The 17990-nt window shown below is 72.6% G+C and carries 15 protein-coding genes and 1 pseudogene; 10 read left to right on the top strand and 6 right to left on the bottom strand.

Going from position 1 to position 17990, the window contains the following annotated elements:
- Positions 1-31 precede the first annotated feature (31 nt).
- The 4 genes from ABZ951_RS21370 to ABZ951_RS21355 all read right to left on the bottom strand — a co-directional run bounded on the left by ABZ951_RS21370 (position 32) and on the right by ABZ951_RS21355 (position 3431).
- A complete protein-coding gene (locus tag ABZ951_RS21370) occupies positions 32-703 on the bottom strand; it encodes a family 16 glycoside hydrolase (protein WP_344089295.1) in 672 nt (223 codons plus the stop codon).
- A complete protein-coding gene (wecB, locus tag ABZ951_RS21365; RefSeq protein ID WP_344089294.1) occupies positions 700-1893 on the bottom strand; it encodes a UDP-N-acetylglucosamine 2-epimerase (non-hydrolyzing) in 1194 nt (397 codons plus the stop codon). Before wecB ends, ABZ951_RS21370 begins: the two co-directional genes overlap by 4 nt.
- A gap of 69 nt (positions 1894-1962) precedes the next feature.
- Positions 1963-3234 (bottom strand): glycosyltransferase family 2 protein, encoded by a 1272-nt coding sequence (locus ABZ951_RS21360; RefSeq protein WP_344089293.1) that lies wholly within the window; start codon positions 3232-3234, stop codon positions 1963-1965.
- Positions 3231-3431, bottom strand: a complete 201-nt coding sequence (locus ABZ951_RS21355) for a hypothetical protein (RefSeq protein WP_344089292.1) — start codon at positions 3429-3431, stop codon at positions 3231-3233. Before ABZ951_RS21355 ends, ABZ951_RS21360 begins: the two co-directional genes overlap by 4 nt.
- A 339-nt stretch (positions 3432-3770) precedes the next feature.
- Here ABZ951_RS21355 and ABZ951_RS21350 point away from each other — a divergent pair, with 339 nt between their 5' ends.
- The gene (locus tag ABZ951_RS21350) at positions 3771-5645 is read left to right on the top strand and encodes a polysaccharide deacetylase family protein (RefSeq protein WP_344089291.1); all 1875 of its coding nucleotides are present in this window, start codon (positions 3771-3773) and stop codon (positions 5643-5645) included.
- A gap of 5 nt (positions 5646-5650) precedes the next feature.
- Positions 5651-6718 (top strand): hypothetical protein, encoded by a 1068-nt coding sequence (locus ABZ951_RS21345; protein ID WP_344089307.1) that lies wholly within the window; start codon positions 5651-5653, stop codon positions 6716-6718.
- A 555-nt stretch (positions 6719-7273) separates the two neighbouring features.
- Here the strand turns inward: ABZ951_RS21345 and ABZ951_RS21340 are convergent.
- Positions 7274-8146: a hypothetical protein gene (locus ABZ951_RS21340; RefSeq protein ID WP_344089290.1), complete on the bottom strand. Its 873-nt coding sequence runs from the start codon at positions 8144-8146 to the stop codon at positions 7274-7276.
- A gap of 234 nt (positions 8147-8380) precedes the next feature.
- On the opposite strand from ABZ951_RS21340, the gene ABZ951_RS21335 reads away from it, so the two are divergent.
- The 5 genes from ABZ951_RS21335 (at position 8381) to ABZ951_RS21315 (ending at position 12816) form a co-directional block, all read left to right on the top strand.
- The gene (locus ABZ951_RS21335; protein WP_344089289.1) at positions 8381-9184 is read left to right on the top strand and encodes a serine protease; all 804 of its coding nucleotides are present in this window, start codon (positions 8381-8383) and stop codon (positions 9182-9184) included.
- A 310-nt stretch (positions 9185-9494) separates the two neighbouring features.
- Positions 9495-10115 carry a hypothetical protein gene (locus ABZ951_RS21330; protein ID WP_344089288.1) on the top strand — a complete coding sequence of 207 codons (621 nt, stop codon included), beginning with the start codon at positions 9495-9497 and terminating at the stop codon, positions 10113-10115.
- A gap of 93 nt (positions 10116-10208) precedes the next feature.
- The gene (locus tag ABZ951_RS21325; protein ID WP_344089287.1) at positions 10209-10886 is read left to right on the top strand and encodes a response regulator transcription factor; all 678 of its coding nucleotides are present in this window, start codon (positions 10209-10211) and stop codon (positions 10884-10886) included.
- A complete protein-coding gene (locus tag ABZ951_RS21320; protein ID WP_344089286.1) occupies positions 10883-12040 on the top strand; it encodes a histidine kinase in 1158 nt (385 codons plus the stop codon). Before ABZ951_RS21325 ends, ABZ951_RS21320 begins: the two co-directional genes overlap by 4 nt.
- 77 nt (positions 12041-12117) lie before the next feature.
- Positions 12118-12816 carry an MBL fold metallo-hydrolase gene (locus ABZ951_RS21315; RefSeq protein WP_344089285.1) on the top strand — a complete coding sequence of 233 codons (699 nt, stop codon included), beginning with the start codon at positions 12118-12120 and terminating at the stop codon, positions 12814-12816.
- Between the two features lie 17 nt (positions 12817-12833).
- Here ABZ951_RS21315 and ABZ951_RS21310 read toward each other — a convergent pair whose 3' ends face one another.
- Positions 12834-13208, bottom strand: a complete 375-nt coding sequence (locus tag ABZ951_RS21310) for a VOC family protein (RefSeq protein WP_344089284.1) — start codon at positions 13206-13208, stop codon at positions 12834-12836.
- A gap of 37 nt (positions 13209-13245) precedes the next feature.
- On the opposite strand from ABZ951_RS21310, the pseudogene ABZ951_RS21305 reads away from it, so the two are divergent.
- The 3 genes and pseudogenes from ABZ951_RS21305 to pepN form a co-directional block, all read left to right on the top strand.
- Positions 13246-13347 (top strand): annotated as a pseudogene (locus ABZ951_RS21305) (AraC family transcriptional regulator); the annotation flags it as partial.
- Between the two features lie 149 nt (positions 13348-13496).
- Positions 13497-13802 (top strand): chorismate mutase, encoded by a 306-nt coding sequence (locus tag ABZ951_RS21300; protein WP_344089283.1) that lies wholly within the window; start codon positions 13497-13499, stop codon positions 13800-13802.
- 1552 nt (positions 13803-15354) lie between these two features.
- Positions 15355-17946, top strand: coding sequence for an aminopeptidase N (gene pepN, locus ABZ951_RS21295; RefSeq protein ID WP_344089282.1), 2592 nt, complete (start codon positions 15355-15357; stop codon positions 17944-17946).
- Positions 17947-17990 lie beyond the last annotated feature (44 nt).

The following is a 17990-nucleotide window of genomic DNA, read 5'->3' as shown; positions in this document are numbered from 1 at the left end:
ACCGCGGAGGCAGGCGCCGCCGCCCACTCCCTCAGTCGTCCAGGGCACGCACCGACAGATCGCGGAACTCCACCCGCGCGTCCTCCGTGTACACCCCCACGCTGCCCTTCGTGTAGGGCCGCTCCTTGTCCTCGTACGCCACCAGGCCCCGGCCCCCCACACTCACCTCCATCCGCGCACCGCGCTGGGCGACCCGCACGTCCGACCACTCACCGACCGGGTACGCGCCCGCCCCGGTGGCCAGGAACCGCTGGCCGCCGCCGTAGGCGGGGTCGCGCTTGCCCAGCTCCCACCCGTTGGGCTTGAGGGTGAGGTAGTAGAAATGCTCCGGATCGGTGTACGCCCACACCAGCCACGGCACCTCCCACGGATTGGGCTCCGGCGTCCGCAGCTGGGCGACCGTCCGCATCCGGGACCGGAAGCTCATCGCCCCGTACTCCGCCGTGGAGACGATCAGCCCCGCGTGCGTCTCGTCGGGCACCTTGGCCGGCTGGGGCGAGAGCTCCAGGCCGTCGTGGAGGCCGATGTTCCGCCCGTGGCCGTCGAACACCGACCGCCACGGGCCGTGCACCGACCCCTCGGCCCAGGGCCGGTCGGGTTTGCCGTCACCGCCCCCCCACATCGTGCTCACCGCGAAGGTGGCGCCCGCCACCACGGCGGCGGCGAGCAGAGCGAGGCCGAGCAGCCGGTGAACTCTTCTCATGCCGTCGAGTATGACCCCGGCCCCTCGGGCCTGGAGGCGACCAGCGGGACAACGCCCCGATCGGGGCCGGCGTCCGCGCCGAAGTCCTCGGCGAGTTGGGCCACGATGCGGTCGGAGGCGTGGCCGTCCCCGAAGGGATTGCCGGCCGTCGCCATCCGCTCGTACGCCACGGGGTCGTCCAGCAGGTGGACGGCGGCTTCGAGGATGGACTGCGGATCGGTGCCCACCAGTCTGGCCGCGCCCGCCTCCACGGCCTCGGGCCGCTCGGTGGTCGTCCGCAGGACGAGGGCGGGCTTGCCGAGGGTGGGCGCCTCCTCCTGGATGCCGCCGGAGTCGGTGAGCACCAGGTCGCAGGAGGCCAGTGTCGCGGAGAAGTCGAGATAGCCCAGCGGCTCCACGACCCGGATGCGCGGATGGCCCGTCAGCTCGGGGAGCAGCGCCTCGCGGACGGCGGGGCTCTTGTGCAGCGGCACCACCATCTCCACGTCGCCCCGGTCGGCGAGCCGCCGCAGGCACTCGCCCATCGCCCGCATGGTGTCGCCCTGGTTCTCCCGGCGGTGCAAGGTCACCAGGACGCGCCGCAGACCGGTCTCGAAGAGGCCGCGGCCGGTGCCCTCGGCGAGGACCCACAGCAGGTTGTCGATGACGGTGTTGCCGGTGGTGAACACCTCGGCGTCCGGGACGCCTTCGGCCGCCAGGTGTCCGGCGGCGCGCGGGGTGGGTGCGAAGTGCCAGCGGGCGAGGCGGCCTATCAGGCGCCGGTTGACCTCCTCCGGGAAGGGGTTGTCCAGGACGCCGGTGCGCAGGCCGGCCTCGACGTGGGCGATGGGGACGCGCTCGTAGAACGCGGCCAGGGCGCCGGTCAGCGCCGTGGTGGTGTCGCCCTGGACGATGACGAGGTCGGGGCGCTCGGCGCGGAACACCTCGCCCAGGCCGTCCACCAGCCGGGCCGTCAGCGTCGACAGCTGCTGCCGCTCGCGCATCACGTCGAGCGCGGTGTGGACGTCGACCCGGAGGAGCTCCAGCATCTGGTGGAGCATCTCGCGGTGCTGGCCGGTGGTGACGACGATCGGTTCGAAGAGCGGGGAGGCGGCCATGGCACGGGCCACGGGCGCCAGTTTGATGGCCTCGGGGCGGGTGCCCAGGACGAGCATGGCGCGCACGGGCGCCGTGATGATGTTCGGAGACATGCTTCTCCCTCGAGAAGGGGGTTCAGAGGTGCTCAGAGGGGGGTGCGGGCTTCGCGGGCGGGCGCCCGCTCAGGTGCGCGCGGTCTTCAGCCAGGTCTGTTTGCCGGTGAGCATCCGCCACAGGCCCCACCATCCGGCGGCGAACCAGATGTAGCCGTAAAAGATGAAGACGTGGGAGAGCAGGACCGAGCGCACCAGCCCGAGGCCGCGTTCGCGCCGGGAGTAGATGAAGCCGTACGCGTACGCCGCGGTGAAGGACAGGACGTAGGGGCCGATCACCCACATCGGGGAGATCAGCGGGCGTCCCGCCTGGACGGAGCCGACGACCGTGCCGCCGACGGCGACGAGGAAGGACAGCGGCAGCAGTGAGGTGAGCAGGATCAGGACCGGGCTGGAGAGGTGGTACAGCAGGTCGACGGCGGCCCGGGCGGGGATGTCGCGCAGGATCAGCGGCACCAGGCCCGCCGACTGCAAGTGCCCCTGGAACCAGCGGGACCGCTGGCGGACCAGGCGCCGTACGTCGAGGACGGCCTGCTGGGAGACGGCGGCAGCCGTGCAGTGCTGGTTGGTCCAGCCGGCCGCGATCAGCCGGACGCCCAGGTCGAGGTCTTCGGTCAGGGAGTCGCTCCAGGGGCCCGCGGTGCCGTCGGGGCCGGCCAGGGAGTTCAGCGCGGCGAGGCGCATGAACTGCCCGTTGCCGCCCATGCCGACGCTGCCGATGGAGCGGCGGGCGCACTGGAAGATGTCGCCGTAGATGACGAACTCCATGTCCTGGAGCCGGGCCAGGAGGCCCTTGTCACGGTTGTACATGCGCACGCAGATCTGGGTGCCGCCGGTGCGCGGGTTGTCGAAGAACGGGTCGACGGACTGGACGACGTGCTGGTCGAGCCGGCCGTCGGCGTCGACGACGCAGACGATGACGTCGGCGGGGTCGTAACCGTCGAGCAGGCCGGACGAACGCAGGTGCGCGATCCCGGCGTTGAGCGCGGCGCCCTTGCCGCGCCGGGCGTCGGGCAGGTGGCGCTGGAGGAGCTGGACCCGGCCCGGCGCGGCCGCTTCTGCGGCGGCGCGGGCGACGGCGGCGGTGCCGTCGTCGGAGGCGTCGTCGATGACCAGGGCCATGAAACGGCCGGGCGCGGGCAGGGCGGTGATGCGCGCCAGGCTCTCGGCGAGGACCTTCTCCTCGTTGAGGCAGGCGAGCAGGAAGACGTAGAGGCGTTCCTGTCTGGGGCCCCGGCGGCGGCGGATCCGCCGCCGGGACAGGGCGAAGAGCGCGGTGTTGTAGCAGCCGGCCATCACGATGATGGCGATGGCGGCCCATATGAGCAGCTCGCTGATCAAGACTCGTCACCGGAGCGCTGCATATGGAACCAGAGCTTGATCGAAAGGAGGGCTATCGCTGTCGCGCAGTACAGCAGAAAGCCCGCCCCCGCCGCTTGCTGAAGACCCCGGGCAAAAGGAATGCCCGGCAGGACTTCCGGGGCCGTGGTCAGCCCGGCCAAAGGCAGGACTGTCCCCAGAGCCGGTTTTCCGTACATGAGTTCTCCCCCGAGTTCCGCCTCGCTTGAGGCGTGCGCAGGGAAAGGTACCAGAGCCAACGGGTACTACTGTCGCACTTGTTGAGAGATGTTTGATCGGAATCTCAAATTCGGAAAACAGGCCATTAGGTATGCCTGGTCACCCGGGTTTTGTGGCGCAAGTGACATTTGGTCTGCACCAACTTTCCTGTACGGAAATGCCCACTCTGGATCGCTGCCGACTATTGACACCGGTCGTTCGGCGCCAGAAGAATCATCAAAATGTCGGGGCCCGAACTGTGGGGCGGCGGCACGCGAGCATTACCCAGGGGGAGCTGCATGAAGGATCAGAAGAAGGAAATGCGGAAGAGACCACGGATTTCCCGGGTCTCCTCCGTCGTCATGCTTATCGCCGCCCTGACGGGCGGCGTCGTCCTTTCCTCGGGCGCCGAGGCCGCCAGAGTCCCGATATCCGGACCGCGGAGCACCGACGCCGTCAATCCCGTCTCGCTCTCCGCGCGGAGCACCAAGGACCTCGCCGCCTGGGCCGGCTCCCGTCTGACCCTCGACCGGCAGCGCCGCGCCGGGTCCCTCACGATCCGCCCCGCCGTCCAGCCCGCGGCCCCGGCGGAAACCGCCGCCACGACCGTCCCGCTCGGCAGCAAGGGCACGGCGGCCCCCGCCGCCCCCGCCGCGAAGGCGGCCGCCGCGGCCGGCACCTCCGCCCTCGTCCTCTACGACACGGCCGGCCCCTACGGGCGGCTGGGCGAGCTCTACGCGATGGCCACGGCGAACCTCGCGGGCCACTTCGGCACCGTCACCGCCAAGCCCGTCTCCGCCTACACGCCCGGCCTCGTCGAGCAGTACACGGCCACCGTGTACCTGGGCTCGACCTACTACGGGGGCTCGATCCCCGACGCCGTGCCCGCCGCCTTCTACCGGGACGCCCTGGCCACCAGCCGGCCCGTCACCTGGATCGGCGACAACATCTGGAACATGGCCAACGCGGTCGGGGTCACGCAGTTCGGGCAGAAGTACGGCTGGGACCCCACCAACTCGTTCTACGGGACGAGCGGCGGCGTCGGCCACATCACCAGGGTCGACTACAAGGGCCAGCAGCTGACCCGGAAGATCCCCGCCGGCCACGACGGCGGAGTCCTGCACCCGGCGCTGCTCAGCGGCCCCGGCCACCCGGCCGTCACCCAGCTCGCCCAGGCCCGGGACGCCGACTCCGGGGCCGTCAGCCCCTGGGCGATCCGCTCCGGCAACCTCACCTACCTGGGGGAAATCCCCTTCTCCTACGTCTCCGAGAGCGACCGCGTCATCGTCTTCGAGGACCTCCTCTTCGACGCGCTCGCTCCCGCGACCGCCGAGCGGCACCGGGCGTTCGTCCGCCTGGAGGACATCAGCCCCGAGGCCGAGCCGGCCAAGCTGCGGGCGATGGCCGACTACCTGTACTCCCAGAAGGTCCCGTACGGGATCAACGTCATCCCCGTCTACACCGACCCCAAGGGCGTCCTGAACAACGGCGTGCCCAAGACGGTCACCCTGTCCCAGGCCCCCCAGGTCGTGGACGCGATCAAATACATGCTGGCCCGGGGCGCCGTCCTGATGAACCACGGGTTCACCCACCAGTACGGCAACGTCAGCAACCCCTACAACGGCGTCAGCGGCGACGACTTCGAGTTCTTCCGGGCGCACGTCGACGCCGCCGACAACGTCATCTACGACGGGCCGGTCGCCGAGGACTCCGCGGCCTGGGCGCAGTCCCGGGTCACCTCGGGCCTCGCCGCCTTCGCCGCCGCCGGGCTGCCCAAGCCGACCCTGTGGACGACTCCGCACTACGCGGCGTCCGCCACGGACTACCGTGTCCTGGGCAAGAATTTCTCCGCCCGTCTGGAGAGGTCGTTGTACTTCACCGGCACGCTCAGCGGGACCACCGCGGATCCCAGCCGCTACATCGGACAGTTCTTCCCGTACGCCGTGAAGGACGTCTACGGCACCACGGTGCTGCCCGAGAACCTCGGCAACTACGAGCCCGAGCCGTTCAACAACCACCCGGCCAGGCACCCCGCCGATCTGATCGCCTCCGCCAAGGCCAACCTGGCGGTGCGCGACGGCGTGGCGAGCTTCTTCTACCACCCGTACTTCGAGGTGGAGCCGCTCAAGCAGACGGTCGAAGGCATCCGCGCCCTCGGCTACACGTTCGTCGCCCCCGCGGAACTCACCAAGTGAACGCGATGAGGAGGGCGGCCGCCGTCGCGGTGGCGGCCGCCCTCTTCCTCGCCGGGTGCTCCTCGGGGGATTCCGCGCCCGGCGGCGGGGGGAGCGCCCGACCCGAGAGATCCGAGAGATCCGAGAGATCCGAGAGGCCCGAGAGGAAGGCCGACGGTCTGAAAGGCATCACGCTCCCCGCCTGGGGCGCAGACGACTACAGCCGGCCCGAGGCCGCCACCTACCTCCGGCAGATCGCGGCCACCGGCGCCCGCTGGGTGACCTTCACGCCCACCTGGTACCAGGACCGGGCCACGGACTCCGCGATCCGCACCACGGACGAGACGGCCTCCGACGAGAGCCTGCGCCACATCATCGGCCTCGCCCACGCCGCCGGCCTCAAGACCATGGTCAAGCCACATGTCGACCTGGTGAAGGGCGGCGACCGCTCCACGATCCGCCCCGGCGACCCGGGCGCCTGGTTCGCCGCGTACGAGCGCTTCATCACCCACTACGCGCGCCTGGCCGCCGACACGGGGGCCGAGCAGCTGGCCGTCGGCACGGAACTGACGGGCACCTCCCGGGACGGCGGGCGCTGGGGCAAGGTCGTCGACGCGGTCCGCGAGCGCTACCGCGGCCCGCTGACGTACGCCGCCAACTACGACGAGTACCGGCAGATCCCGTTCTGGGACCGCCTCGACGTCATCGGCATCGACGCCTACTGGCCCCTCGCGGACCGGGCGACGACCGACACCGACCGGCTGCGCGAGGCGTGGCGGCCCATCGTCGAGGAGCTCGCGGCGTTCTCCGCCCGGCACCACCGGAAGATCCTCTTCACCGAGGCCGGCTATGTCAGCCAGCGCGGCACGACCACGGCCCCGTACTCCTGGACCGTCAGCAAACGCAGCGGCGAGGACGAACAGGCCGCCGCGTACGACGCGTTGCTGACCGCGATGGACGGCAAGCCGTGGTGGGCGGGGGTCAGCTGGTGGATGTGGGACGACTGGCCGGACAGCGGCGAGACGGCCGCACGCCTGGCCTACACCCCGCACGGCAAACGGGCGGAACGGGTTTTGCGGGAGTGGTGGCGCTGACGGCTGCCCGCCGTTCGCTGCCGCTCGGGGCGTCGTCGCGACTGCGGGCCGACACCGGGCCTCAGCCACTGCGGGCAGCCCGGCACCGCCGGGAGGGCCGGTGGGGGAGCCCGCCGTCGCGGCGGGGCGGGGTCCCCTTCTCCGCCGCGACGGCGGGCCGCCCCGCCACCCGGTCCGGTGGTGCCGGATTCGCCGTCGCGGCGGGTGGGGGCCGGTGCCGGCCCCCTGCCTCCGCCGCGGCGGCGAGACGTTTCGACGACCGTTTCGGCGGTGCCGGATCCGCGTTCGCGGGGAGAGGGTCGGCGCCCGGGTCTGCCGCGACCGCGGGCCGTCGCCGGGCCCCGGCCGCTGCCGGTAGTGCGGCACCGCCGGGAGGGCCGGCGGGGGAGCCTGCCGTCGCGGCGGGTGGGGGCCGGTGTCAGCCCCTTACCTCCGCCGCGGCGGCGAGACGTTTCGACGACCGTTTCGGCGGTGCCGAACCGTCCCCGCCCCCGGGGAAGCCGCCCCCCCCCGCAACCCGGCGGCCCAGCGGCCAGCGACCCGGCGGCCCAGCGACTACGTATCGCACTCCAGCACCGTCCCGCACAACCCGCACCGCGCGCGCACGCGCCCCCGTACCGGGACGCGGATGCGCTGCAGGCACGTCGGGCACGGGAAGCTCACCCGCACGGGATCCCCGCTCTCGAACGCGTACCCCGCCGTCGGTGACGGCGACGCCGTGCGCCGGTCGCGCGCGTAGCGGTGGCGGCCCAGCCGCCCCGCCCCGGCCAGCGGCGGCCGGCGCGCCTCCCGGCGGGCCAGCTCGCGACCCCGCACGTAGGCGTCGTACGCCTGCGGGCTGGTGAACCAGGGGGCGGGGTCCTCCCCGAACGCCAGCGCCCGTTTGGCCAGGACGTAGCCGAACTCCTCCGGCGTGAGGTACCCGAGCTTCTGCGTGGTGACCGACGACTCCCGGTAGGCGTCCAGCAGCAGCCACCCCGAACCGAGGTACGCCGCCGCCGTGTCCGTGAGGATCTCGTTGTCCCGGGTGCCGGGGAAGGCCAGGTCGAGCCGGTGCAGGTAGACGTGCATCACCTCATGCGCGAGGGCCGCGCCGATGTCCCTGCGGTGCTTCTTGAAGCGGGAGTTGAGCTCGATGAAGTACTCCGGCCCGGCGGCGAGCTCCACGCTCCCGGCGTGTGCCATCTCCCGGAAGCTGACGATCATCCGCGCGTCGGGCAGCCGCAGGTGCCGCACCATCGCTCCGGCGACCCGCTGCACCCCCAGGTAGGGGTTCTCGTCGTCGGAGAAGGCGGCGTCGGCCGGCGGCACACTGCTGCCGAAGGAGTGCACGGTGTCGTGGGAGAGCCGTTTGTACAGCGCGGTGATCGCGGCGCGCACGGTCTCCACGTGCGGGAACCCGTGCGCGATCTCCACGGTCGAGCCCACGTGACCACCCCCTCGGTCCGTTCCGGCCTGCCTTCCCACTCTACGGGCGGGCCCGGCGCGGGCGGGCGGAGCGCGGGGAAGCGGCCGGAGGCCGCGGCGGCTGGCCGAAACACCGGCCTTGTCGTGCGGTCACTCAATCCTCATAATCACACCGCGCAGCGCAGGCTGATGTTCGCATATCGGATTGACATGCGCCTGACAAAACGCGCGCAACCTCCCACGAAAGGAAGTACCTTGCGCAACTTCCTCACCGTGCTCAAAAGAACCCTCGCCGTCGGAGCGGTCGCCCTCGCCGCGGTCAGCCTCCAGCCCGGCACCGCCCTCGCCTCGGACCCCGGACCCCACCCCGGCCCGTCCGTCGTCGGCGGCACCACCGCCCAGCAAGGCGAATTCCCCTGGATGGTGCGGCTGTCCATGGGATGCGGCGGCTCCCTCTACACCCAGCAGATCGTCCTGACCGCCGCCCACTGCGTGAACGGCACCGGAGCGAACACCTCGATCACCGCCACCGCCGGCGCCGTCGACCTCAACTCCTCCCAGGCCGTCAAGGTCAAGTCCACCTACGTCCTGCAAGCCCCCGGCTACAACGGCACCGGCAAGGACTGGGCACTGATCAAACTCGCCAAGCCCATCAACCTCCCCACCCTCAACATCGCCGACACCACCGCGTACAACAACGGCACCTTCACCATCGCCGGGTGGGGCGCCGACCGCGAAGGCGGCAGCCAGCAGCGGCAGCTGCGCAAGGCCACCGTCCCCTACGTCGACGACACCGCCTGCCAGCGCGCCTACGGCGGCAGCCTCACCCCCGGCGAAGAGATATGCGCCGGCTACCTCCAGACCGGCGGCGTGGACACCTGCCAGGGCGACTCCGGCGGCCCGATGTTCCGCAAGGACAACGCCGGAGCCTGGATCCAGGTCGGCGTCGTCAGCTGGGGCCAGGGCTGCGCACGGCCCGGCTACCCCGGCGTCTACACCGAGGTGAGCACCTTCGCCGCGAGCATCAAGAGCGCGGCCGCCGGCCTCGGCCGCCGCTGACCCCGGCCGGCCCCGCCGCGGAGGCACCCGCGTGCCCCCGCCCCGCCGGCCACTGGGCCGTCCGGAGGTCACCCCGGACCCGGACGGCCCAGCACGAGCCCCCCTTCCCCGGCCCGCCCGCACGACTCCGGTATGACGCGGACGGGCCCCCGTCATCCTTTCGGCCGAGACGAGAATGGTCGGACAGCCGACGTGTGAACCCCTTCGGCATCCGTAACGTGAACAGGGTGGTGCGACGGCCCCCGGAGAACCCCGGCGATCCGGAACCGGCGGCCCGCAGTCCGACCCGCCCGTACGGAAAGGGACCTCCGTGTCCGCCAAGACCCGCATCGCCGCCGCCACCGTCCTCACCGCCGCCGTCGGCGCGGTGCTCTGGCCGACGGCCGCCGCGGTCGCCGCAGACACCAAGGACACCGCCCGGCAGGACAACCGCCCCACCGCCGTGCAGCAGATCCGGCTGCCCGACGGCAGCCGGGCCCGCCTGACCTCCGGCACCGACGCCCCCACCGTCACCGTCACCACCCGCGGCACCGGCGAGCACACCCTCGACAGCGCCCACCCCGCCGCCGACCTCAACCGCCTCCACCTGCGGATCCTCGGCGCCGGCACCGACCGGCCCACCCTGCGCGCCACCCTCGACGGCACCGGACCGGCCCACTACTACGACTTCACCTCCGGCACCGCACACCGCACCACGGCCACCACCGTCGTCACCCCGGCCACCACCAACAGCGCCGGCGCCGGCGGCACGGGCACGGCCCACCTCGCCTCCGGCAACCCCGTCCAGCGCGCCGTCGAAGCCGGCGAGACCCTCCGGGACCGCCACGACATGAGCACCCCCGCCCTCGCCGGCGCCGCCCTCCTCACCGCCGCCGGCGGCGCCTGCGCCGTCCGCGTCGCGCTGCGCCGCCAGAGCCGCACCGGCGCCTGAGCCACTGCGGTTGCGACCCCCGGTCACCCCCGCTGACATGGAACGACAGGCACCCCTCGAACGACAGCACCAGGAACAGGGCGAGGAAACAGCATGGCGATCACCGTGGTCATCGCGGACGACCAGGAGATGGTCCGCACCGGCTTCCGGATGATCCTGGAGAGCCAGCCCGACATCGAGGTCGTCGCCGACGTCGTCGACGGCGAAGCCGCCCTCGCCGCCGTCGAGGAACACCTGCCCGACGTGCTCCTCCTCGACATCCGCATGCCCAAACTCGACGGCCTCGAAGTCACCCGCCGCCTCTCCGCCCTCGCCGCCACCCACCCCGAACGCGCCCGCCGCCCCCGCATCGTCATCGTCACCACCTTCGACCTCGACGAATACGTGCACACCGCACTGCGCAACGGCGCCTCCGGCTTCCTCCTCAAGGACGCCAGCCCCGCCATGCTCGTCGAAGCCGTGCACGCCGCCGCCGTCGGCGACTCCCTCATCTCACCCGCCATCACCGTCCGCCTGCTCCGCGACATGGCCCCCGCCAAGGCCGCCGGCTCTGTCAAAGCCCCCTCCGAACCGCTCACCGACCGGGAAGCCGACGTCGTGCGCTGCCTGGCCCGCGGAGCCACCAACGCCGAGATCGCCGCCGAACTCTTCGTCTCCCTCTCCACGGTCAAAACCCACCTGGCCAACGTGCAGATGAAGCTCGACGCCCGCAACCGCGTCGAAATCGCCGCCTGGGCCTGGGAAAGCGGACTGGCCACGGGCGGCCCGTGAACAGACTCGCCGGGTGGGCCGCCCGGCACCCCCGGCGGGCCACCGCCGCGAAAGCCGCCTTCGCCGTCGCCCTGCTCTGCCTGGTCGGCTTCGAAGGCATCTCCCTCGCCCGCCGGCCCAGCCAGCCCCACGCCGTGGTCCTGGCCTCCGGCGTCGCCGTCTGCCTGTGCGCCGTCCCCTACAGCTGGATCCCCCTGACCGTACGGGCCACCGCCGCCGTCGCCGTCTCCTGGACCACCTCCGTCGTCCTCATGGCCGGCCCGCACCCTTCCGTCGTCTGGGGCATGGGCGAGGACATCGCCCTCCTCGTCCTCCTCACCGCCGTCATCCAGCGGTCCCCCACCCGCGTCGCCGCCGTCCTCGGCCCACTGCTCGCCGTCGCCTGCCTCGCCGCCCCCGTCCGCGACCTCCACCCCGGCCGCTTCACCGCCGTCTTCGGCACCCTCACCGCCGTCGTCACCGCCTACTCGCTGCTCCTGCGCACCCAGGCCGGACAGCGGGTCCGCGACATGGCCGCCGTACGGACGGCCGAGCGCCTCGAACTCGCCCGGGAACTCCACGACCTCGTCGCCCACCACGTCACCGGCATCGTCGTCCAGGCACAGGCCGCCCGGTTCACCGCACTCGACGGGGAAGCCGCCGCCGCGGCCTTCGCCCGCATCGAGACCTCGGCCGGCGAGTCCCTCCAGGCCATGCGGCGCCTCGTCGGCATCCTCCGGGAGGGTGACGCCGAGACCGAGCCCGTGGCCGGCCTCCCCGAGGTCCGCGCCCTGGCCGACTCCTTCGCCCGCACCGGACCCCCCGTCGTCCTCTACATCGAACAGGGCATGGAGAACTGGATCCCCGGCGAAGTCGCCGCCGGCGTCCACCGCGTCGTCCGCGAAGCCCTCACCAACATCCGCAAACACGCCGCCGACGCCACCGCCGTACGCATCGGCGTCCGCGGCGTGCCCGCCGGAGTCGAACTGCGCATCGCCGACGACGGCAAGAACGCCGCCACCCTCTCCGACCGGGCCCGCGGCGGCGGCTTCGGCCTCGTCGGCCTCAGCGAACGGGCCAAGGCCATGGGCGGCCTCCTCCGCGCCGGCCCCGCACCCGAAGGCGGCTGGGAGGTCACCGCCCTCTTCCCCGTCGACCGCCCGCGCACGGCCTGAACACACCCGCCCCCGGGCGCAACACGCCCTCGGCGCACGCCCCGGCCCCACCCCGGAAGATCACTAGGGTGAGGCCCATGCATGTGTTCCACATCACTCCTGCCGTCTGGATGTTGTGCTTCCACGTCGGGCAGGCGTACATTGCGCGCCTGCCCGACGGCTGGGCACTCATCGACACCGGCCCGCCCGGCTACGCGCCGAAGATCCTCGACGCCCTGCGCGACCTGGGAGCGGCCCCCGGCGACCTCCGCGAGATCGTCCTCACCCACTCCCACGTGGACCACACCGGCTCCGCCGCCCCCCTCGCGGCGGCCACCGGAGCCCGCGTCCTGGCCGGCACCGCCGACGCCGACGTGATCCGCGGACACCGCCCCGAGACGCCGCCCGTCCTCCTCGACTGGGAGATCCCGCTCCACGCCTCCCTCCCCCCGGACATCCACACCGCCGTGGCACCGCCCTGCCCCGTCGACCGCGAACTCCACGACGGCGACACCCTCGACTGGGGCGAGGACGTCCGCGTCCTCCACGTACCCGGCCACACCGCCGGAGGCATCGCCCTGCACCTCCCCACCTCAGGGGTCCTCTTCACCGGCGACACCATCGCCAACGACCCGCGGCCCATACTCGGCGTCTTCAACGTCGACCGGCGGCAGGCCATCGACTCCTTCCACCGCCAGGCGGCCCTCGACACCGACACCGCCTGCTTCGGCCACGGCGCACCCCTCACCGGGGGAGCGGGCGCCGCCTTGCGAGCAGCGGGAGCCGGCCTGAACTGACGGACCCGGCCGGCCCGTCAGCTCTGCCCGTAACACAGGCAGAAAGGATGCCCCGCGGGATCCTCGAAGACCCGGAAGCCCCGCACCTCACCCCCGCTGTCGTGCAGGAACACCGCCCCCAGCGCGAGCACCTCCCGCTGCGCCGCTTCCACATCCGCGCGCGTGTCCACCACGAAGTCCAGATGCAGCTGTTGCGGATGCTCCTGGGACGGCCACCGCGGCGGACGGTAGTCCGCCACCCGCTGGAACGAGATCCGCTGGCCGGGGGCGTACAGCTCCGTCCACTCCGGGTCGCTGTCATCCAGACGTCCGCCGAGGATCCCGGCGTAGAAACGGCCCAGGGCCACCGGATCCGGGCAGTCGACGACGGTACTCAGAAATTTCGCGATCATCTGACCGATCCTGCCCGTTCCCGGCCGTCAGTCCAACCTCCTCGGCATCCGCCTCGCCCGCGCCGAGGAACTCCACGCCGCCCCCGAACCGCCCGTCGCCGCCATCGCCCGCCGCGTCGGCTACGACGACCTTGCCTACGACGACCCCCTACGTCAGCCGCCTCTTCATCCCGCCGCGTCGGCGCCGCCTCCGTCCGCTTCCGGCTCCGCGCACGCCGGGCACGCCGCACCCGGCCCCGAGCACCCACCGGTCACCGAAGCCCGCCCGTCCGCTTAGAGTCGGTGGCCATGAGCAACAGTGCCAACGAAGAAACCGTGACCGCCGAGCTGGGCCGGCTGCGCGACAGCATCGACAACATCGACGCCGCGGTGATCCACATGCTCGCCGAGCGCTTCAAATGCACCCAGCAGGTCGGCCACCTCAAGGCCGCCCACAAACTGCCCCCCGCCGACCCCGCACGCGAATCCCGCCAGATCGCCCGCCTCCGCGAACTGGCCGAAAACGCCAAACTCGACCCCGCCTTCGCGGAGAAGTTCCTCAACTTCATCATCGCGGAGGTCATCCGCCACCACGAGACGATCGCCCGAGCCTGATCGCCTGCGGCGGGCTTCGGGGGCACGGGCCTTTCGCGGGACGAACGCGGATGGCGGGTTGCGGGCTGTGGGCCGTTGGCCTGGCGGCCGGTGCGTGTCCGGCCGGGCCGGGCCGGTGCCGCGCGGTTGCGCCGGTGGGGGAGTGTCGCCTGCGGCGGGCTTGCGGGTACGGGTTAGCGGGGCGGATTCTCGGTGGCGGACCGTGGGCCTGGCTGCCGCTGTCTGTCCGGCCGGGCGGACGGCGCCGCGCGGCTGTGCCGGCGGGGGAGCGGGTCGCCTGCGGCGGACCCCAGGGGTGCGTGGGCGCCTAGGCGAGTCGGCGCCGCCTGTGAGCTTCGACTGCGGAGGGCGGCCTGCCGGGGCGCGTATCGGCCTGCTGGTCGGACCGCCGCCCCGGTGCCGCCCGGACGCGCCGGCTGGGGGAGCGGTCGCCTGCAGCCGACTCGGGGGTACGAGCCTGCCCGCCCCGATCTGGCTACGGCTTCGCTGCGGAGGGCGGGTCACCGGGATGTCCACCGGGCGCACGTGTCCGGGCGCCGCTCCGGGCCTCTGCGCCCCCCGGCGGTCACGTCGGCAAGAGCCCGGATCGTCCGGCGCGGCCCTCAAGGGCGCGAGCTCCACCGAACCGGTGACGGGGCTCGCTGCGGAGGGTGGGCTGCCGATGCGCGTACCGAGTTCGGGGGAGTGGTCGCGGCAGCCCTGATGGTGACACGCGGCTCAGACTGGCCAAGCCCAACCGGCGGGGGACTTGCTGCGGAACCGGGCCGCCGAGGCCGAGGCCGCGCGGACGCGCCCGTCTCGGTAGCGGCCCCGCCGCGGCTCCCGCACCTGACGCGGTCGGGCCGACCGCTGGCGTCAGCTGTGCGGCCTCCGCCGCGATACCGGTGCTGTCGGCTGTGGCGGTGACGGCCCGTCGACGGCCGGTGGTCCGGCATCACGTGGAGCGCCCGCGCATCCACCCCAGCGGTCCCCGCCCGGGCCTGCCGGGCATCGGGCACGGTGCCGAGCTCAACCGCTCCCGTCGCCACGGCTGGTGTCGGCAACCGGCGGCCCATGGCGCGCGCAAACACGACCCTGTGGCTGCCGTCGGCTTGTCGGACAGCAGGGCGACCGTCGACAAGTCGGCGCGTCCCGCGGCACCGGCCCACCCGCCCAAGCGAGCCCCTGCCGGGCGGCCGGCCCGATGCCGGGCTCAACTCCGCTCACAGCCACAAGTGGGCCGACCGGCTACAGAGACGATCGCCTGCCGCCCCGGCCTCGTCCCAGACCGGCCGCAAGCCCCGTGGCCGGGCTCAGCCCACCGCCACGGTCGGTCCCGCCCGCAGCCCGGTCACGCGCACGACCCTCAGCCCGAGCCCGGGGCTGGCCGTAGGCCCATCGCCGGGCTCAACATTCCCACCCCCATGGTCGGGCCTGCCCGCAGACCAACCACCCGCCCGCACCCGCTCCCCGGCCGCCCCCCGCACCCACCCCCGAAGCCGGCCGCAGGCCCCCCGGCAACGCACAGTAATAACCCCCTGGCCCAGCGCCAGCGATGCGGCAGCATGACCCCATGCCCGTACTCACACGCGACGAAGCGCAGACCCGCGCCCGCCACCTCGACGTCCACCACTACACGATCGACCTCGACCTCACCCGCGGCGACGAACTCTTCGGCTCCACCACCACCATCCGCTTCACCGCACACCACACAGCCGACACCTTCGTCGAACTCCGCCCCGCCACCCTCCACCGCGCCACCCTCGACGGCCGGCCACTGGACCCCGCCACCCTCGACGACAACCGCCTCCCCCTCCCCGCCCTCACCGCGGGCCCCCACGAACTGCGCATAGAAGCCGACATGCGCTACTCCCGCACCGGCGAAGGCATGCACCGCTTCACCGACCCCGCCGACGGCCTCACCTACCTCTACACCCAGGCGTTCCTCGACGACGTCCAGCGCGTCTTCGCCGCCTTCGACCAGCCCGATCTCAAAGCCGTCTTCGACGCCACCGTCACCGCACCCCCCGAATGGACCGTCCTCGGCAACGCCATCGCCCAGCGCACCGGCGACCCCGCCGACGGCCGCTGGCAACTCGCCACCACCCCGCCCTTGAGCACCTACCTCATCGCCTTCGCCGCCGGCCCCTGGCACTCCGTACACACCCGCCACGCCGGCCTGCCCTTCGCCCTCCACTGCCGCCGCTCACTCGCCCCCCACCTCGACGCCGACGCCGAAGAACTCCTCGACATCACCCGCCGCTGCTTCGACCGGTTCCACGAAATCTTCGACGAGCCCTACCCCTTCGACTCCTACGACCAGGCATTCGTCCCCGAATTCAACCCCGGCGCCATGGAGAACCCCGGCCTCGTCACCTTCCGCGACGAATACGTCTTCCGCTCGGCCGTCACCGACACCGAACGCGAAGGCCGCGCCGTCACCCTCGCCCACGAAATGGCCCACATGTGGTTCGGCGACCTCGTCACCCTCCAATGGTGGGACGACATCTGGCTCAACGAGTCCTTCGCCGAATACATGGGCTACCAGGTCCTCACCGAAGCCACCCGCTTCGACGGCGCCTGGACCGAATTCGCCGTCACCCGCAAGGGCTGGGGCTACGACGCCGACCAGCGCCCCTCCACCCACCCCGTCGCCCCCGACCCCGACGCCGTCCACGACACCGCCGCCGCCCTCCTCAACTTCGACGGCATCTCCTACGCCAAGGGCGCCGGCGCCCTGCGCCAACTCGTCGCCTGGCTCGGCGAAAAAGACTTCCTCGCCGGCATCAACGACCACTTCACCCGCCACCGCTTCGGCAACGCCACCCTCGCCGACTTCATCGACTCCCTCGCCCGCGCCACCGACCGCGACGTCCACGCCTGGGCCGGCCAATGGCTGCGCACCAGCGGCGTCGACACCCTCACCCCCACCCTCACCACCCAAGAGACCCCCGCCGCGGCCCCCCAACACACCACCCACCCCGCCGCCACCACCGAACCCACCGGCCACTGGCAGCTCGATCTCCACCACGACGGCACCCGCCCTCACCACCTCACCATCGGCCTCTACGACCGCACCCCCGACAACCCTCACACCCTCACCCCCCGCCCCAGCGCCCACACCGACCTCCCCGCAGGCGGCGGCACCCACACCCTCACCTTCACCGGCCACCGCCCCGACCTGCTCCTCCTCAACGACACCGACCTCACCTACGCCAAGGTCCGCCTCGACCCCCACTCCTGGGACACCGCCCTCCACGCCCTCTCCGGCCTCCCCGACCCCCTCAGCCGCGCCGTCCTGTGGAACGCCGCCCGCGACATGGTCCGCGACGGCGAACTCGCCCCCGCCGCCTACCTCGACGCCGCCCGCGCCCACCTCCCCCACGAAACCGACACCGCCCTCACCCGAGGCGTCCTCACCTTCGCCCGCCACCAGATCACCGACCGCTACACCACCCCCACCGCCCGCCCCGTCGCCCTCTCCACCCTCACCGACCTCTGCCGCGACCTCCTCCACCGCACCCAAACCGACAACAACCCCACCCACCACGGCATCCGCCTCACCGCCGTGCGCACCTACATCGACAGCACCACCGACCCCGACACCCTCCAGGACTGGCTCGACCAGGGAACCGTCCCCGGCGGCCCCACCCTCGACCCCGACCTCCGCTGGCGCGCCCTCGCCCGCCTCGCCGTCCTCGGCGCCACCACCCCCGCCACCATCGACACCGAACTCGCCCGCGACCCCAGCGCCACCGGCCGGGAAGGCGCCGCCCGCTGCCACGCCGCCCTCCCCGACCCCACCGCCAAGGAAACCGCCTGGCAGGCCATGTACACCCACGACCCCTCGGCCCAGCTCTCCACCTACCTCTTCACCGCCACCGCCCAAGGCTTCTGGCAACCCGAACAGCTCGACCTCCTGACCCCCTACCGCGACCGCTACCACCCCGCAGCCGTCGCCCTCGCCGCCCGCCGCGGCCCCGCCCTCGCCGCGGCCGCCGGCACCCACGGCTTCCCCCACCCCTTCATCGACCAGCACACCCTCGACCTCGGCGAGACCTGCCTGCGCACCGCCGACCCCACCCCCGCCCTGCGCCGCAAGCTCACCGACCAGCTCGACGACCTCCGCCGCGCCCTGAAGATCAGATCCGCGACGACGGCCTGACCCCGCCCCACCCACCACACGCAAAAAGGGAGACCCCCGTGACC

The organism is Streptomyces sp. NPDC046215 (assembly GCF_040646215.1).
Taxonomy (GTDB): Bacteria; Actinomycetota; Actinomycetes; order Streptomycetales; family Streptomycetaceae; genus Streptomyces; species Streptomyces stramineus.
The sequence above is the reverse complement of the archived record's forward strand: the minus strand, read 5'-3'. Positions and strand labels throughout refer to the sequence as shown.

What these genes read in the sequence shown, in the direction of transcription:
- ABZ951_RS21300 (WP_344089283.1), top strand. Translation starts at nt 13,497, where the DNA reads ATGAGCAACAGTGCCAACGAAGAAACCGTGACCGCCGAGCTGGGCCGG.
- ABZ951_RS21315 (WP_344089285.1), top strand. Translation starts at nt 12,118, where the DNA reads ATGCATGTGTTCCACATCACTCCTGCCGTCTGGATGTTGTGCTTCCAC.
- ABZ951_RS21350 (WP_344089291.1), top strand. Translation starts at nt 3,771, where the DNA reads ATGCGGAAGAGACCACGGATTTCCCGGGTCTCCTCCGTCGTCATGCTT.
- ABZ951_RS21325 (WP_344089287.1), top strand. Translation starts at nt 10,209, where the DNA reads ATGGCGATCACCGTGGTCATCGCGGACGACCAGGAGATGGTCCGCACC.
- ABZ951_RS21310 (WP_344089284.1), bottom strand. Translation starts at nt 13,208, where the DNA reads ATGATCGCGAAATTTCTGAGTACCGTCGTCGACTGCCCGGATCCGGTG.
- ABZ951_RS21345 (WP_344089307.1), top strand. Translation starts at nt 5,651, where the DNA reads ATGAGGAGGGCGGCCGCCGTCGCGGTGGCGGCCGCCCTCTTCCTCGCC.
- ABZ951_RS21355 (WP_344089292.1), bottom strand. Translation starts at nt 3,431, where the DNA reads ATGTACGGAAAACCGGCTCTGGGGACAGTCCTGCCTTTGGCCGGGCTG.
- wecB (WP_344089294.1), bottom strand. Translation starts at nt 1,893, where the DNA reads ATGTCTCCGAACATCATCACGGCGCCCGTGCGCGCCATGCTCGTCCTG.
- ABZ951_RS21370 (WP_344089295.1), bottom strand. Translation starts at nt 703, where the DNA reads ATGAGAAGAGTTCACCGGCTGCTCGGCCTCGCTCTGCTCGCCGCCGCC.
- pepN (WP_344089282.1), top strand. Translation starts at nt 15,355, where the DNA reads ATGCCCGTACTCACACGCGACGAAGCGCAGACCCGCGCCCGCCACCTC.